This window comes from Algoriphagus sp. (assembly GCF_039969895.1).
Classification (GTDB): domain Bacteria; phylum Bacteroidota; class Bacteroidia; order Cytophagales; family Cyclobacteriaceae; genus Algoriphagus.
This window is the reverse complement of record NZ_JBDVMZ010000010.1, coordinates 26,678-40,890: the sequence shown is the minus strand read 5'-3', so window position 1 is coordinate 40,890 and position 14,213 is coordinate 26,678. Positions and strand designations below refer to the sequence as shown.

Genomic DNA, 14,213 nt, shown 5'->3' with positions numbered 1-14,213 from the left:
TTTCACGCATTAACTTCCTTCACTTATGAAAACTGTAATTTTTCTGGGAGTCCTTTTGACTACCCTAGGCTGTACTAGTACCACGCGATACACGCAGCAATCCCCAGAGATAGACCTTGTCAAATCTGGGATTTCTAATTATGTCAATGGAGAATGGGAAGACTATTCAAGCAATTATGCTGATGGTGCCAGCATTTTCTTCAATGTCACAGAGGAAAGCCCCGCTACTATTCAGGAAACTATAGCTAGCCAAAAACTCTCTGTAGAACCTTTCTCTACCTATGCTTTCGACAGAGAAAAGGACGAATATGAAATGGTGGTCACTGACAAGGGAGAAACTTGGGTGAATTTCTGGGGAACCTGGAAAGGGACACTTGCGGCTACCGGGGAGGAGTTTGTGATTCCAGTCCACCTTACCTATCAGTTTGTCGATGGAAAAATCGTCAAAGCCTTCGGCTACTGGAACAACGCTGAAATTCAAATGACACTCACAGAACTAGCGAAAGAGGCTGAAGAAATAGCAGCAAATCAAACCAGCGACTAAAAATCATAAGGACACTTTTACATTCCAGGAAGAGCTTCAATGCAGCATTGAGCATTCTTCCTGGATTATTTTTATACAGCAGATTTGATACTGCTACAACAGATCAAATCCTTTTCGCATCGCGAAACTCTCTCGAATCCAGCTAGCTAATCTTGCGCTTTGTGCAAAATCAAGTGTTTGCTGTCCATCGGAATACGCTTTCTCAGGAACTGCATGAGACTCGTAGATGATTCCATCTGCTCCTGACATCACTCCTGCTAGTGCCATCTGAGGTACATAAGCCCTGATTCCGATTCCATGCGAAGGATCTACAATCACTGGCAAATGGGACTTGGCCTTCAAAATCGGAATTGCATTCAGATCCAGCGTGTTGCGCGAAGCTCTTTCATACGTTCTGATTCCTCTTTCGCAAAGAATCAGCTTTTCATTACCTCCCGAGAACACATATTCCGCAGACTGCAAAAGTTCTTCGATCGTACCGGAAATCCCTCTCTTGATCATCACCGCTTTATCTACTTTCCCGAGTTCGTCAAGCAAGTTGAAGTTCTGCGAATTCCTCGCGCCCACCTGATACACATCCACGTAAGGATACATTTCTTCGATTTGGGAGGTTTGCATTACTTCTGTGACGATTTTGATTCCCGCCTCACTGGCGATCTCATGCCAAAGTTTCAACCCATCCAATCCCAATCCTCGAAAAGCATAAGGGCTAGACCGAGGTTTGAATACACCGCCGCGCATCATTTTGATGTCGTTCTCTACGCAGTGTGCTACCACAGCTCGGATTTGCTCTTCAGTTTCTATGGAGCAAGGACCAGTGATCACTGCCATTTCCCCTTCTTTGATGAAGATATTATCGCCTAGATCGATAGATGTTGGCTTGGCTTTCCATTTGCGGGACACCAATTTGTACTCGTCGGATACGATATGGATATCGACAATCCCGTCCATCTGACCGATTTTCCGAATATCGAATTCCTTTTTCCCTATCCCGATGAGGTAGGATCCCAATTGCGTTTTAACTTCGGTCGTTTGATAGCCTGTTTCATTGACCTTTTGGATCAAGCTTTCCTTTTGGCTAGGAGAAATATCGGGTTGTAATTGGATGATCATTTTGAAGTATGATTTATGAATCAGAAAATAAGCAATTCCTGAATGTGGAGACTACTAGTTATGATGAGGAGTGAGTTTTGGGGATTTTTCAATTTATCACCGATTGTATGTACGATTGTATATCCTCATTCAGGTTTTTAGAATTTTTCACGGTTTTGATGAAGGCAGAACCTATGATCGCACCATTGCTATTTTCAGAGGCTTTGGAGAAAGTCTCAGCGTCCGAAATCCCAAAACCTATCAATCGTGGGTTTTTCAAGTTCATAGCCTGGACTCTCTCAAAATAAGAGATTTGCTCGGCTGTGATTCCAGATTTGGCACCTGTGACACCATGTGAGGAAACCATGTAAATGAATCCGCTGGAATGCTCGTCAATTTGTCGAATTCGCTTTTCGGTAGTTTGGGGAGAAATCAAGAAAGTATTCACTAAGCCATATTGCTCGAATAGCTCTTTGTAGTCATCCAAGTATTGCTGCATAGGCAAATCCGGAAGAATCAACCCATCTATTCCCACTTCCTGACATTTCTTGCAAAAAGCCTCCATTCCGTATTGCAGGATAGGGTTCAAATAGCCCATCATCACGACAGGTACATGTATTTTGGCACGGAATCCCCTCAGCTGCTCAAAGAGTTTTTTCAAACTCATCCCATTTTCCAAAGCAACCATATTACTTTCTTGAATGGTAGGGCCGTCTGCGATAGGATCAGAATACGGTACACCAATCTCAATAATATCTGCCCCACCAGCCTGGATCGCCTCCATTACTGGAACGGTATCTTCCAAAGCCGGAAAACCCGCTGTGAAGTAAATGGAGAGAACTCTATCCTTTTTAGTAGTAAATAAATTATGTATTCGGTTCATTTTTTCGTTATTGAAAAATTGGAAAAATTAGTTGGAAGAAGGGAAAGTAATAAGGCTGGAAGGTTTAGAGACTTCAGCATTCATTATTCGATTTTTTAATTTGAAATTAAAGTTTCAAATTCTCGATTCTTTAAATCATGCTTGAACTTCAGAATACCCTCGTAAATCCATTATCAAACATTCGAAATCAATAGCCACCCCATTTGATGTAAGTTTCCAGATCCTTGTCTCCCCTTCCAGAAAGGTTGATAATAATCACATCGTCTTTGGAATACTCGATCATATTCAATGCATGAAGCGCATGAGCAGACTCAATGGCAGGAATTATCCCTTCCAATTGACTCAGTTCCACGCCAGCCATCATCGCGTCTTTATCTTCTACCGCTACAAATTCTCCCCTGCCCACATCAAACAAATGCGCATGAACTGGGCCGATTCCCGGATAATCCAATCCAGCAGAAATAGAGTGTGGTTCTACCACTTGTCCATCTTCGGTTTGCATCAGGATAGTTTTGGATCCATGCAAAATCCCAGGAGTTCCCAGCGCTGTGGTAGCAGCTGATTTTCCAGAAGACACCCCTAAACCAGCCGCTTCGGCAGCCACCAATCTCACTTCAGGGGTATTGTAATAATGATAGAATGCTCCTGCAGCATTTGAACCTCCACCTACACAAGCGATAACGATAGCTGGGTTTTCTGTTCCTTCTTTCTCCTTCAATTGCCATTTCATTTCCTCAGAAATAACGGACTGGAATCTTGCCACCATCTCTGGATATGGATGAGGCCCAACCACCGAACCGATGATATAATGTGTGCCAACGGGATCATTGATCCAAGCACGCATAGCTTCGTTGGTTGCATCTTTGAGCGTTTTGGAGCCGGATGTCGCCGGAACAACTTTAGCACCCAAGATCTTCATCCGCTCCACATTGGGGTGCTGACGAGCGATATCTATCTCTCCCATATAAACGGTGCAGTCCATTCCCATCAGCGCACAAACTGTCGCTGTGGCCACTCCATGCTGACCAGCACCCGTCTCGGCTATGATTCGTTTCTTCCCAAGCTTTTTGGCGAGGATGATCTGACCAATGGTATTATTCACTTTGTGAGCTCCTGTATGACAAAGATCTTCCCGCTTGAGATAGATCTTTGCGCCATGCTTCTCGGAAAGTCTGGAGGCAAAATAAAGAGGCGTAGGGCGACCTACATAATCTTTGAGCAAGCCTCTGAACTCATCCTGAAACTCCTGCGAAGCTAGGATTGCTTCATAGTTCTCAGTCAGTTCCTCGATATTGGGATGTAGCATTTCGGGAATATAAGCTCCACCAAACTTGCCGTAAAAACCCTTTTCATCTACTTTGATCATAATTCTATAGTTGATAGCTGATAGACCATGGACTATGGCCTCTCAACTATGGCCTGATTTTATTCTTAAAACTCTTCAACTTTTCAATATTCTTTGCTGCAGGTGCATCCTCAAATTTGGAATTCAAGTCCACTCCTACTAGCTGAGGCAGACGATCAGCCAGTAACAACACCTCATCAGCACTTTCCCCATCTATCCCGCCACTCAGCAAGAAACCCCTTTCGAAGGGATAACTTTCAAGTACCTGCCAGTTGAACTTCTTGCCAGATCCACCATGTGACTCAGTAGCGGTATCAAACAGAAAGTACTCTACCAAACTCTCGTAATCCCTCAATGTTTCCCAATCAATTGAATCTCCTACAGCTACTACTTTCCATAGTTTCTTACCTGTTTTCAACTTCAATTCTCGCACATACTCTGGCGATTCTTCCCCGTGAAGCTGAATGACTGACAGGTTAAACTCTTCCACTTCCTCAAGAACAAAGTCTATGGATTCATTCACAAAAACCCCGACTTTTGGGACTTCGATCCCGCTTAGATTAGGTGCAAAATCCGCTGAGACAAACCGTGGGGATTTGGAGTAGAAAATCAATCCCATCCAGTCAGGCTTAACTTCCTGTATAAGATTTTGAATATTCTCAGGATCCCGCATCCCACAGACTTTGATTTTCATCAGACGCTTACTTGAGTTTTTTGAGCTAGGAGCTTTTTGTACTCTTTCATGAACAGATAAGCTGCTTGTTCTGGACGAGAGGACTTCATGAAGTTCTCACCGATCAAGAAACCATCGAAACCTGCTTCTTTCAAGGAAATCAACGTAGCAGGATCAGAAATTCCAGATTCGGAAATCTTCACAAAATCAGACGGAATCTTATCTACCAAGTCTATTGAAGTCTGTAAAGAGACGTCGAAAGTCTTCAGGTTTCTGTTGTTGACCCCCACCAAATCCAGGTCATCACAGAGACTTCTTTCCAGTTCTTCTCCATCGTGAACCTCCATCAGCACTTCCAATCCGAGGCTTTTTGCGAAAGCAGCCAGCTCTTTTAATCTAGCCGACTTGAGTGCTGCAGCTATCAAAAGAATGCAGTCAGCACCTATGGATTTTGCTTCTAGTAATTGGTATTCATCCACCACAAAATCCTTTCTCAGAATAGGGCAAAAATTGAATTTTCGTGCTGCTATTAAGTCAGCATTGGTTCCGCCAAAGAAATCTGTGTCTGTCAGAATCGACAAAGCAGACGCTCCAGCCTGCATATACCCAATACTCACCGTTTCAACAGCCGATGCACCATTGATCAATCCTTTGGAAGGAGACTTTCTTTTGAACTCCGCAATGATCCCAGACTTCTCGCGGTCAAGCACATACTTTTTCATAGAAACTACTTTTCCTTCGAAAAATGTACTTTTTTCCAAAAGTTTGACAGGCACCAAACTGCTTCTTTCAGTTACTTCTATGTGCTTTTGGGCAATTATTTTATCTAATATGTTCATCATAACTTAAGCTAAAGAGACTGTTGTTTTTGGATTGACTAATCCATTAAATGCATAAAGAGCTTTTTGGCTCAACAAACTTTCCTCTGCCATCCCTACCGCATCTATGAAGGAAAGCCCCTCATGAGCAGTTACCAGTGCAGCCGCTGAATTGGCAATCACTACTGCATTTTGACTTTTCGTCCCTTTCCCTTTCAGGATATTTTCAAATATTTTGGCTGATTCTTGAATGGTATTTCCCCCTGCAATAGAAGAAGCGCTGAGAAGAGGCAAGCCTAGGTTTTCGGGAGAATATACTTTTTCTCCTGTAGTAGAAATCATTTTAAAATCACCCGTGAGTGAGATCTCATCGTACCCATCCAAGGCATGAAGTATAGAAAATCTGCCCTCCATGTCCTGGTAGAGGTAGCCGTACAAACGAGCCAATTCTAAGCTAAATACCCCTACTAATTGTTTTCGGGGAAAACTTGGGTTGACCATAGGCCCCAGCATGTTGAAGAAAGTCTTCACGCCCAAGTCCTTTCGGATAGGCCCTACATGCTTCATTGCGGGGTGAAAAAGTGGCGCATGCAAGAAGCAGATGCCCACTTCATCCAAGCTTTGACGGATTTTCGCTAGATCACTGGTGAATTCATAGCCAAAATAAGCGAGCAGGTTAGATGATCCACAGATGGATGAAACCCCGGTATTCCCATGCTTGGCGACGTTCTGGCCTGTTCCAGCTACTATGAAAGAAGAAAGAGTAGAAATATTAAAAGTATCCTTACCATCTCCCCCTGTACCGCATAGATCCATCGCATCGTATTCTGAGATTTCCACAGGAATACATCGCTCTAGCATCGCTTCCCGAAAGCCAGATAATTCCTCTACGGTGATACTCCGCATCAGATAAACGGTCATAAAAGCAGCGATCTGGCTGGTGTTATAATTTCCGGCGGTGATGTTTTTCAAAACCTCCTTGGCATCCTCTCTGGTGAGTGTTCGGTGCTCAATGAGGTGATTTAATATTTCTTTCATACTATGGGTGTTATGGGGGTGGTTTTAGATGTTAATTCTCCATCCAGTTCTTCAAAATCTGAATACCGTTTTCGGTAAGAATGCTCTCTGGGTGAAATTGCATTCCACGCACATCGTACTTTTTGTGTCGGATGGCCATGATTTGATTGTCCGGCGTACGGCCGATCACTTCCAAGTCAGATGACAGGGTATTTTCATTGACGACCCAGGAGTGATATCTGCCAATACTAAAAGTATCGGGAACGCCTTTGAAAAGCAAATCTTCTTCAACTTTCACCGTAGAAGCTACTCCATGAAGAACCTCGGATAAATTGATTAGGTCGCCGCCGAAGGCTTCTCCAATGGCCTGATGCCCCAGGCATACACCCAAAATAGATTTGGTTGCACTGTACTTTTTCAGAAGCTCGGGCATAATCCCTGCGTCTTTTGGAACCCCTGGACCTGGAGAAAGGATGATTTTGTCGTATTGAGCGACATCTTCCAGCGCTATTTTATCATTTCGGAATACATCCATCTGAGCTCCATAGCCAAGTTGACGAACAATATAGACTAGGTTGTAGGTGAAGGAATCGTAATTGTCTAGGACGAGAATTTTCATTTTAATTAATTGAAATATTGGAATATTGAAAAATTGGAAGATTCCTATGAATCATCATTCTTTCTTTTTCTATTCTCAAATTCATTTAGGTATTTGATTAAACCTTTTAATTCACTGGATAAATCAACCAAATCCAGGTAGTTTTCTTGGTAAGCACTTTCATCTAATTTTCCAGCGGAAAGCAATAAGAAAAACTGACTTCGGAGCTCACCTGCAGATCCTTTGGATATTTCAAGATATCGGATGAACTGCCGATTTCTATTATATTCAAATCCCTCTGCTATATTGTTAGAAATAGAAATTGCAGACCCTATTAACTGATCTTTTGCTCTATAATCTTTAGCTAGTTTTTCTGACTCAACTAATTGATAGATCCTCACTCCTATTTTGATAGCGTGTTGCCAAACGGGTAAATCCTCAAATCGCTCATATTTTGCCATAATCTTTCTGATAAAATTGTAAGATTGAAAATTTTGAAAATTCGAAGATTACTTAACCATCTAACTTCTTACTATTCTCAAATTCATTTTCATTTTTAATTAATCAATTTAACTATCTAGACAAACCATCTAATTGAAGAACTATTCGAGTCGTTTATCCTAATTTTTCAATATTAAAATCTTTCAATTTTCCAATCATATTCCCTCCGCCGCTCTCAGTGCTACTCTCAACGCTTCCAATTTATTCGCGACTTCTTGCAATTCGGATGGGATAGTAGATTTGGCGACGACTCCGGCTCCTGCCTGGAATCGCAGCTCATTGTTTTCAGAGACAAAGGAACGGATCAGAATCGCGTGGTTGAAGTCCCCATTGAACCCTAAATAGCCTATTGCTCCGCCGTAGAATGTTCGTGAGACATTCTCCAATTCATCGATTAGTTGCATTGCTCTATATTTTGGAGCTCCGGAAAGTGTGCCTGCCGGAAAGGTATCGGCGACTAGCTGCAGTGGATTGGCAGTATCCGGCAACTCCCCCGTCACTTTGGATACCAAATGGATGACATGTGAATAGTATTGAATCTCTTTGAAAACCTCTACGGTGACTTTCTCGGAAGATCTGCTCAAATCATTTCTTGCTAAGTCCACTAGCATCACATGCTCCGAGTTCTCCTTAGGATCATCGTAGAGCTGACGGGCAAGGAGTGCATCTTCTTGATCATTTCCCGTTCTCCGGAATGTCCCTGCAATGGGGTAAATAGTAGCCTTTTTGTTATTTACCACAATCTGAGCCTCAGGAGAACTACCGAAAACTTTAAAAGAACCGTAATCAAAATAGAATAGATACGGAGAAGGATTTACAGATCGCAAGGCGCGATATACATTGAATTCGTCGCCTTTGAAAGCCGTCCGGAATCGACGAGATAAAACTATCTGAAACACATCACCCTTAAAGCAATGCTCCCTTCCTTGATTTAAAATCTTCAGGAACTCCTCATCTGTGTAGTTAGATTCCTCTTCTCCTACACGCTGAAAAGAGTAGCTCGGGATATTCTTGTTGTGTAGAAGACGTTCGATTTCCTCCATCCTTGCTGGCTGATCTGCTCCAGCCACTCTGTGCTCCAGCAGATGCAATTCATTTTTGTAGTGATCTACCACGATTACATTCTGATAGACCGCATAGTGCATCATTGGCACATCTGTGGGACTGGTATTTTGAAGAGTAATGTCCTCAAAGTAGGCCACAGTATCGTATTGAATATAACCGAAGAGCCCATTCGAACTAAACTTAAAATTATCAGTTGCGACATCAAATTTATTCCCGAAAGCTCGTAGAGACTGCATGAGCTTCTGCTCTGAGTTCACTACATAAGTTTCTTTCTGTCCAGAAGGCAAGCTTTCTACTACCTTTCCAGCATTGAAAGAAAAAGTCGCCAAGGGATTAAAACAGATGTAGGAATAACTGTTCTCCTGACCATGGTAATCAGAACTCTCCAAGAGTATGGGATTGGCAAATCGATCCCGTATCTGCAGATAAATACTGACCGGTGTGATCGTATCAGCCAATCGCTTTTGGTAGGTAGTCTGAATTGAGAATTTTACTTGAGTCATTTGATGTTAATTTTTCATGAAAAAAGGCTTACCGGAAATCCAGTAAGCCTTTTATACTATGTCGTAACGCAAAATTAAATGCAGGGGCTTTCTAAACTTCCTTTTGGAAAGAGTAAGAATGCCACCACCAGTATTTGTTTGCGATTGTTTTCATAAGAATGAGAGCAAATTTAGAAAGGGATTATTAAGTACAAAGCATATTTTCAATTATTTCGATATAATTTTATAAAAACATCCAAAGAGTATCATGGCAAAAGCATTCCCACAATATTTCAAGCGAGTTTTTGACGATTATCAGGTTTTGGTTCAGGTGAATCCAGATGATTTCTCAGGAATAGAACTAATCGTTCATCCTGATGGTAAAATCGAAAAAACAGAGATGACCTTTGATGAGGAGATTTTTGAAGATCTGGCAGAAGATGAATTCACTCCCTGCAATGTGTTGGAGTTCCAGATGCACCTGGCGAAAAGTAAGTAATCTCAAATTTGAAATTTCTAAGTTGAAATTAATCCCCCTCACAGTCAGCGCTAAAAGCACTTGATTTGTCAATCCTGATATAGATTATTGTACAGAATGAATTTCTCCTTACTTTTGCACCGGCGGCACGACCAGCTCCTGCTGAATCCCCCAGGTCCGGAAGGAAGCAAGGGTAGGTGGTTGAGCGGTGCGATGCCGCTTCTTTTTTGCCCTATTTTTTCTCGGGCAATACCAATCAGGTTCCAAATCTTGATTAATCTTCTAACTTTGTTTCCTACAAACAAATCCATTTGGAATCACCCTGAGGATGGCATTTGCGCAGTTTTCAATTTAAAGACTAGAAAAACAAAGCTATAGAAAGGTGGTTTCCATACCTATTAAACAATCCAACCATGAAATTCTTTATTGACACAGCCAATCTTGCAGACATTCGTGAAGCCTATGACCTGGGCGTACTAGATGGCGTAACTACCAACCCTTCCCTGATGGCCAAAGAAGGCATCAGTGGAGACGAAAAAGTAAGAGCGCACTATAAAGCAATCTGCGATATTGTAGATGATAAAGTAAGTGCTGAGGTGATTTCGACTGATTATGAGGGAATGGTAAAAGAGGGAAAAGAGCTAGCAAAAATCGATGATAAAATTGTGGTGAAAATCCCAATGATCAAAGATGGTCTCAAAGCACTCAAGTACTTCCAAAGTGAGGGAATTCGTACAAATTGTACCCTTATTTTCTCAGCTGGTCAAGCACTCCTCGCTGCCAAAGCTGGCGCTTCCTATGTATCTCCATTTATTGGACGACTTGACGATATTTCCTTCGACGGAATGGAGTTGATCGCCCAGATCGTACATATCTACGGTAATTATGGGTTCGAGACGGAAGTCCTCGCAGCATCTGTGAGACACAGCATGCACCTATTGAAATGTGCTGAAGTGGGCGCAGACGTGGTCACCTGTCCGCTGAAAGTAATCACCAGCTTATTAAATCATCCATTAACCGATTCTGGTTTGGCAACGTTTTTGGCAGACCATGCCAAAGCAGCCGGAAAATAACAAGTAAAAGACTGGCGTTCGTCAGTCTTTTTTTCATCTCCCCTTATGTATATTATCAAAGTAAAAGGAAAAGCAAAAATCCCTGACTATATCCAAATCAGAGATGAAAATTTTGTCTTGGTGGCTTATTTTAGAGCAGACAGACCCTTGAAAAACGTAGAAAAGTTTGGCTTGGAAGGAAAAGAAGAAGAACTAGAGAACTTAATCAAAAGTCTGCCTTTTGGAAAATTGCAAAAACTAGAACTATAAGAATGGATTTCAGTACACAGCCTGTACTTCAGGTAAATCAGGCAACGATCTTTCAGGGAATAGACCCTATACTGACCAATGTCAATTTTTCAGTAGAGCAACATGAGTTTGTATTCTTAATCGGTAGAACAGGAAGTGGAAAAAGCTCCTTGCTAAAAACACTTTACGCTGATTTAGAGTTAAAAAGCGGGACGGCAGAAGTGGCAGGATTCAGTCTGGAAAATATCAAAACCAAAGAAATTCCATTTCTGAGAAGAAAAATAGGGATCATCTTCCAAGACTTCCAACTATTCAATGATAGGTCGGTAGCCGAAAACCTTGCCTTCGTGATGAGAGCAACCGGCTGGAAAGATAAAGTAAAAATCAACGAAAGAATGGCCGAAGTGCTTCTTCTGGTAGGTTTGAATAATGCATCAAGCAAAATGCCGCACCAACTATCGGGGGGTGAACAGCAGCGTGTAGTTATTGCACGAGCTTTACTCAACGAGCCTTCGATTTTGCTTGCTGATGAGCCTACAGGAAACCTAGATCCAGATGTGGCGGACGGAATCTTCAAGCTTTTCCAAGAGATCAATAAAAAGGGAACAGCCATCTTGATGGCAACCCACAATTATGATTTACTTCGTAAGTATCCTTATCGTGTGCTAAAATGTGAAAACGGAGAACTGCAGGATAGTAAAACCCATGATGTATCCTATGGCTCTGGGTATTAAATAAATTTGGCACTATTCATCCAGAATTATAACTGATACGTTTGTAATCTTCCAAACATATAAACTATGAAACTTAATCAACTGTATAAGATCTCCCTTTTAGTCGTCCTCACGGGATTACTTTGGAGCTGCAAGGACGATGAGCCAGACCCTGTATTAGAGCCTGAGCTTACGCTGGAAGAAGAAATCAATAGCTGGATTTATGATGTAATGGATGAGGTGTATTATTGGAGACTTAATCTCAGAACACCAATTGCAGCCACGTCAGATCCTTCGGATTATTTCAATTCACTTTTGAATAAGCCTACAGATAGGTTTTCGGTGATTTACCCTGATTATCAAGTATTGATTAATTCTCTACAGGGGGTTTCTCTAGATCCGGGGTATGAGTTTCAATTATATAGAATTGCTAACTCCAACGATATTTTCGCTGAAGTCCTCTATGTAAAGAAAAACAGCCCAGCTTCACAGCTGGATTTAGGTCGTGGGGACAGAATCCTCTCTATCAATGGAACTCCCCTTACTATAGATAATTACCGCAGTTTGCTGAGCCAAACTTCCAGCACACACACTATTTCTTATTTGAGATATGATGAAGAAGCGAATGGATACAAAGCCATGCCTGTCGGATCTATTACGCCAGTAGAATTTCCAGAGGACCCAAATTTTCTTGACTCCATCTATACCATTGGAAATCAGAAAATCGGATATGTAGTTTATAACTTCTTTGCGCCTGGTACTACCGGAGACAATACTAAGTATGACAAAGAGATGGATGCAATCTTTGCCAAAATGAAAGCCGCTAATATCAACAACTTAGTTTTAGATTTAAGATATAACGGAGGTGGCTTTGTGAGCTCCGCCGTAAACCTAGCGAGCTTGATAGGCCCTGGAGTGACAAGCTCAGATATCTTCTCAAGAACTAAATACAACAATTTCTTAGCATCAAATGTACCCTCATTGAGTAGTGTTAAAACATCATTTCTTAACAAAGCAGAGAATCTAGGCAATACACTACAGGGAAATCGCCTTTACGTTTTGACTTCCGGAGGAACGGCGTCAGCTTCAGAGCTAATCATTAATGGACTTCGCCCTTACATGGATGTTTTTCTGATCGGTGATGTCACTTTCGGGAAGAATGTAGGCTCTATCGCCATAGAGGATGAGGAAAATCCAGATAATTCCTATGGCCTTCTACCTATCGTCACCCAGAGCTTTAACAGTTTGGATCAGTCCGATTATAGCAATGGATTTACTCCTAACATTTCTGTTCTCGAAAACACAGAAAGACTAAAAGCGCTCGGAGACGTAAACGAAATCATGCTCAGAACTGCCATAGCCCAAATAACTGGGCAACCTTCCTCTGGTAGATTTGAGAAATTCGAACGAGAAGTGATCGTAACCACGCTGCAAGAAAAAATTCGTATGGGAAAAATGATTGAGTCACCCATAATTCACTAATTTAAATCAGCCTCGAGATTTCTCGGGGCTTTTTTTGGGCTTGCTCATTATCAAATTGTTAAGTTTCCAGATCACATGAGTTTTGGCTTGAATTGCTTTTAAATTTAGAATTCAATCTTACTCTTATGGAAACAGCTGCAAGCCTTCTACTTATCTTTTCAATTTATTTCCTAGGATGTCTTGCTTTGGTTCAGGAGATCATCAAACCGAGCAGGCATTTCGCCATTCAAGGGACCAACAAAGTGAATCAAATCAGCAACCACGCCAAAATCTTATCTCTTAGTGGCGGTATCTCCTTAGTAACGACCTTTCTCGCGTACTTTCTATTTCTTAGCTAAACGGCTTCTTTTCATAAAAAAGGCTGCCATTACACATGCAATGGCAGCCTTTTATTTAATAAACTGAGTTTTCTGAAGACGCTAAATTCTGTTCTACTCATTCAGAATCTGCTACTAGTCAAATAATACGGAATATTCATTCCGATTCCTGCTTGTTTTGATTAATTAGTTTTGGCAAGGTTCTCCTTGGCAAGGTCAAATGCAGGATCCAAAGATATTGCCTCTTGAAAAGCAGCTTTGGCTTCAGTTTTAGAACCTTGATCCAAGTAAATCATTCCTTTCAGGTTAAGAGCAGCAGCTTTCATACTCACTTCCTGCGTCTCTACTTGGGATTTAGGAAAGCCTACTTTCTCATCTGGCTTGGCATTCTTTACCAGCATATTCATGGAGTTCAATGCCTCTGGATATTTTTTCAAGCTATACTGAATATACCCAGATTTGTAAAGACTGAAATTATCTCCACTTAACAGATAAAGTGACTCAAAATACGGAAGAGATTTTTCCAGAGCTCCCACTTGCTCGAGGGAGTTAGCAGCTATCTCCAGGGAAGTGATACTTTTATCATTTATTTTCAAAACTTCCATAGATACTAAAGCAGCAGACATGGATTGTCCTGCTTCGTAATAAACTGACGCTAGCATCTCTATATAGCGGATATCCTCTGGATTTCTCACGATGAGGTTATACAGTGCATTTTTGGCGGCAGCCATATCACTGAATCGTAAGGCCAACTGATAAGCAGCCTGATCAGCTATATTGAGTGATTGTTTTAGTTTTGGGTCGAGTCTCGCTACGTTGGTCGAATCCTTCGTCTGGGCAATAGTTGTGCTGGCGCAAAAGGCCATAAGCAGCATGAATAAAACGCGCTTCATTTGAGTTGAAT

Annotated in this window: 16 protein-coding genes and 1 other RNA gene; 7 read left to right on the top strand and 10 right to left on the bottom strand. The window is 41.7% G+C overall.

Translation table 11 applies throughout. The annotated features are described in order from the left end of the window. Positions 1-25: 25 nt before the first annotated feature. Positions 26-544, top strand: coding sequence for a nuclear transport factor 2 family protein (locus ABJH64_RS05550; protein ID WP_348276934.1), 519 nt, complete (start codon positions 26-28; stop codon positions 542-544). A 93-nt stretch (positions 545-637) separates the two neighbouring features. Here ABJH64_RS05550 and ABJH64_RS05545 read toward each other — a convergent pair whose 3' ends face one another. The 9 genes from ABJH64_RS05545 to ABJH64_RS05505 all read right to left on the bottom strand — a co-directional run bounded on the left by ABJH64_RS05545 (position 638) and on the right by ABJH64_RS05505 (position 9,039). Beyond that, positions 638-1,657 carry a bifunctional 3-deoxy-7-phosphoheptulonate synthase/chorismate mutase gene (locus ABJH64_RS05545; protein WP_348276933.1) on the bottom strand — a complete coding sequence of 340 codons (1,020 nt, stop codon included), beginning with the start codon at positions 1,655-1,657 and terminating at the stop codon, positions 638-640. Positions 1,658-1,745: 88 nt separating this feature from the next. Then, on the bottom strand, positions 1,746-2,519 hold the full coding sequence (trpA, locus tag ABJH64_RS05540) for a tryptophan synthase subunit alpha (RefSeq protein WP_348276932.1): 774 nt from the start codon (positions 2,517-2,519) through the stop codon (positions 1,746-1,748). Between the two features lie 187 nt (positions 2,520-2,706). Next, positions 2,707-3,885, bottom strand: coding sequence for a tryptophan synthase subunit beta (gene trpB, locus ABJH64_RS05535; RefSeq protein WP_348276931.1), 1,179 nt, complete (start codon positions 3,883-3,885; stop codon positions 2,707-2,709). A gap of 46 nt (positions 3,886-3,931) precedes the next feature. After that, entirely contained in the window at positions 3,932-4,558 is a 627-nt protein-coding gene (locus ABJH64_RS05530) for a phosphoribosylanthranilate isomerase (protein WP_348276930.1), read from the bottom strand. Further along, the gene (trpC, locus tag ABJH64_RS05525; RefSeq protein ID WP_348277029.1) at positions 4,558-5,376 is read right to left on the bottom strand and encodes an indole-3-glycerol phosphate synthase TrpC; all 819 of its coding nucleotides are present in this window, start codon (positions 5,374-5,376) and stop codon (positions 4,558-4,560) included. Before trpC ends, ABJH64_RS05530 begins: the two co-directional genes overlap by 1 nt. Before the next feature lie 6 nt (positions 5,377-5,382). Beyond that, the gene (trpD, locus tag ABJH64_RS05520) at positions 5,383-6,393 is read right to left on the bottom strand and encodes an anthranilate phosphoribosyltransferase (protein WP_348276929.1); all 1,011 of its coding nucleotides are present in this window, start codon (positions 6,391-6,393) and stop codon (positions 5,383-5,385) included. Positions 6,394-6,424: 31 nt separating this feature from the next. Further along, the gene (locus ABJH64_RS05515) at positions 6,425-6,991 is read right to left on the bottom strand and encodes an aminodeoxychorismate/anthranilate synthase component II (protein ID WP_348276928.1); all 567 of its coding nucleotides are present in this window, start codon (positions 6,989-6,991) and stop codon (positions 6,425-6,427) included. A 44-nt stretch (positions 6,992-7,035) separates the two neighbouring features. Further along, positions 7,036-7,431, bottom strand: coding sequence for a four helix bundle protein (locus ABJH64_RS05510; protein ID WP_348276927.1), 396 nt, complete (start codon positions 7,429-7,431; stop codon positions 7,036-7,038). Between the two features lie 195 nt (positions 7,432-7,626). Then, complete coding sequence (locus tag ABJH64_RS05505; RefSeq protein WP_348276926.1) at positions 7,627-9,039, bottom strand: chorismate-binding protein; 1,413 nt, start codon at positions 9,037-9,039, stop codon at positions 7,627-7,629. A 247-nt stretch (positions 9,040-9,286) separates the two neighbouring features. Between ABJH64_RS05505 and ABJH64_RS05500 the strand changes: the two genes are divergently transcribed. The 6 genes from ABJH64_RS05500 to ABJH64_RS05475 all read left to right on the top strand — a co-directional run bounded on the left by ABJH64_RS05500 (position 9,287) and on the right by ABJH64_RS05475 (position 12,992). Further along, on the top strand, positions 9,287-9,517 hold the full coding sequence (locus ABJH64_RS05500) for a hypothetical protein (protein ID WP_348299569.1): 231 nt from the start codon (positions 9,287-9,289) through the stop codon (positions 9,515-9,517). A gap of 117 nt (positions 9,518-9,634) precedes the next feature. Next, positions 9,635-9,725, top strand: an RNA gene (gene ffs, locus ABJH64_RS05495) — signal recognition particle sRNA small type. 184 nt (positions 9,726-9,909) lie between these two features. Further along, positions 9,910-10,569, top strand: a complete 660-nt coding sequence (fsa, locus tag ABJH64_RS05490; RefSeq protein ID WP_348274300.1) for a fructose-6-phosphate aldolase — start codon at positions 9,910-9,912, stop codon at positions 10,567-10,569. 45 nt (positions 10,570-10,614) lie between these two features. Further along, entirely contained in the window at positions 10,615-10,818 is a 204-nt protein-coding gene (locus tag ABJH64_RS05485; RefSeq protein ID WP_348274299.1) for a fructose-6-phosphate aldolase, read from the top strand. A gap of 2 nt (positions 10,819-10,820) precedes the next feature. Then, the gene (locus ABJH64_RS05480) at positions 10,821-11,531 is read left to right on the top strand and encodes an ATP-binding cassette domain-containing protein (RefSeq protein WP_348274298.1); all 711 of its coding nucleotides are present in this window, start codon (positions 10,821-10,823) and stop codon (positions 11,529-11,531) included. Between the two features lie 66 nt (positions 11,532-11,597). Then, a complete protein-coding gene (locus tag ABJH64_RS05475) occupies positions 11,598-12,992 on the top strand; it encodes a S41 family peptidase (protein ID WP_348274297.1) in 1,395 nt (464 codons plus the stop codon). Positions 12,993-13,491: 499 nt separating this feature from the next. Here the strand turns inward: ABJH64_RS05475 and ABJH64_RS05470 are convergent, their stop codons facing one another. Beyond that, positions 13,492-14,202, bottom strand: a complete 711-nt coding sequence (locus ABJH64_RS05470; RefSeq protein ID WP_348274296.1) for a tetratricopeptide repeat protein — start codon at positions 14,200-14,202, stop codon at positions 13,492-13,494. Positions 14,203-14,213: the final 11 nt, after the last annotated feature.